Source organism: Haloarcula japonica DSM 6131, assembly GCF_000336635.1.
GTDB classification, from domain to species: domain Archaea; phylum Halobacteriota; class Halobacteria; order Halobacteriales; family Haloarculaceae; genus Haloarcula; species Haloarcula japonica.
This window is the reverse complement of sequence record NZ_AOLY01000013.1, coordinates 1-2,364: the sequence shown is the minus strand read 5'-3', so window position 1 is coordinate 2,364 and position 2,364 is coordinate 1. Positions and strand designations below refer to the sequence as shown.

Below are 2,364 nucleotides of genomic sequence, written 5' to 3'. Positions count from 1 at the left end.
AAGGACTGGGCAAGACCGGTGCCAGCCGCCGCGGTAATACCGGCAGTCCAAGTGATGGCCGATATTATTGGGCCTAAAGCGTCCGTAGCCGGCCGGACAAGTCCGTTGGGAAATCGACGCGCTCAACGCGTCGGCGTCCAGCGGAAACTGTCCGGCTTGGGGCCGGAAGACCTGAGGGGTACGTCCGGGGTAGGAGTGAAATCCTGTAATCCTGGACGGACCACCAATGGGGAAACCACCTCAGGAAGACGGACCCGACGGTGAGGGACGAAAGCTAGGGTCTCGAACCGGATTAGATACCCGGGTAGTCCTAGCTGTAAACGATGCTCGCTAGGTGTGCCGTAGGCTACGAGCCTGCGCTGCGCCCTAGGGAAGCCGAGAAGCGAGCCGCCTGGGAAGTACGTCTGCAAGGATGAAACTTAAAGGAATTGGCGGGGGAGCACCACAACCGGAGGAGCCTGCGGTTTAATTGGACTCAACGCCGGAAATCTCACCGGTCCCGACAGTAGTAATGNGATGAAACTTAAAGGAATTGGCGGGGGAGCACCACAACCGGAGGAGCCTGCGGTTTAATTGGACTCAACGCCGGAAATCTCACCGGTCCCGACAGTAGTAATGACGGTCAGGTTGACGACTTTACCCGACGCTACTGAGAGGAGGTGCATGGCCGCCGTCAGCTCGTACCGTGAGGCGTCCTGTTAAGTCAGGCAACGAGCGAGACCCGCACTTCTAGTTGCCAGCAATACCCTTGAGGTAGTTGGGTACACTAGGAGGACTGCCGCTGCTAAAGCGGAGGAAGGAACGGGCAACGGTAGGTCAGTATGCCCCGAATGGACCGGGCAACACGCGGGCTACAATGGCTCTGACAGTGGGATGCAACGCCGAGAGGCGAAGCTAATCTCCAAACGGAGTCGTAGTTCGGATTGCGGGCTGAAACCCGCCCGCATGAAGCTGGATTCGGTAGTAATCGCGTGTCAGAAGCGCGCGGTGAATACGTCCCTGCTCCTTGCACACACCGCCCGTCAAAGCACCCGAGTGGGGTCCGGATGAGGCCGTCATGCGACGGTCGAATCTGGGCTCCGCAAGGGGGCTTAAGTCGTAACAAGGTAGCCGTAGAGGAATCTGTGGCTGGATCACCTCCTACTGATCGGGATTGGGGCTTTGCCCCAACCCACCTTTCGGTGTTCGAGAACTCCGTCGACCGGGCACTTATGAACTATCAGGGCTGACAACCGTGCGGATCTGCCGGGCCCATAGCTCAGCGGGAGAGCGCCGCCTTTGCAAGGCGGAGGCCCTGGGTTCAAATCCCAGTGGGTCCATACGACGTGCCAGCCCCGAACCGTGCCCCTTAAGTGTGGGACGGCGATGGGATATGGTACGACGACAGATGCACCAAGCCGGGTGAAACCGAGCTTGGGAAGGGTCGATTCGCCCACCATCTCCACCTTGGGGGCGAATATGAAACNTACGACGACAGATGCACCAAGCCGGGTGAAACCGAGCTTGGGAAGGGTCGATTCGCCCACCATCTCCACCTTGGGGGCGAATATGAAACCGTGTGTACGTGCGATCCAGGCGTCCACTGGACTCGTTCAGTTGAACGAGTCACAACGACGTTGGCTACTATGCCAGCTGGTGGATTGCTCGGCTCAGGCGCTGATGAAGGACGTGCCAAGCTGCGATAAGCNGAACGAGTCACAACGACGTTGGCTACTATGCCAGCTGGTGGATTGCTCGGCTCAGGCGCTGATGAAGGACGTGCCAAGCTGCGATAAGCTGTGGGGAGCCGCACGGAGGCGAAGAACCACAGATTTCCGAATGAGAATCTCTCTAACAATTGCTTCGCGCAATGAGGAACCCCGAGAACTGAAACATCTCAGTATCGGGAGGAACAGAAAACGCAACGTGATNGATTTCCGAATGAGAATCTCTCTAACAATTGCTTCGCGCAATGAGGAACCCCGAGAACTGAAACATCTCAGTATCGGGAGGAACAGAAAACGCAACGTGATGTCGTTAGTAACCGCGAGTAAACGCGATACAGCCCAAACCGAAGCCCTCACGGGCAATGTGGTGTCCGGGCTACCTCTCATCAGCCGACCGTCTCGACGAAGTCTCTTGGAACAGAGCGTGATACAGGGTGACAACCCCGTACTCGAGACCAGTACGCTGTGCGGTAGTGCCAGAGTAGCGGGGGTTGGATATCCCTCGCGAATAACGCAGGCATCGACTGCGAAGGCTAAACACAACCTGAGACCGATAGTGAACAAGTAGTGTGAACGAACGCTGCAAAGTACCCTCAGAAGGGAGGCGAAATAGAGCATGAAATCAGTTGGCGATCGAGCGACAGGGCATACAAGGTCC

Annotated in this window: 1 tRNA gene and 2 rRNA genes; all 3 read left to right on the top strand. The window is 57.3% G+C overall.

Annotated features, from left to right (window positions below):
* Positions 1-1,142, top strand: a 16S ribosomal RNA gene (locus C444_RS22530); the annotation flags it as partial.
* A 105-nt stretch (positions 1,143-1,247) separates the two neighbouring features.
* Positions 1,248-1,319 (top strand) — tRNA-Ala (locus tag C444_RS07585).
* Positions 1,320-1,701: 382 nt separating this feature from the next.
* Positions 1,702-2,364, top strand: a 23S ribosomal RNA gene (locus tag C444_RS22525); the annotation flags it as partial.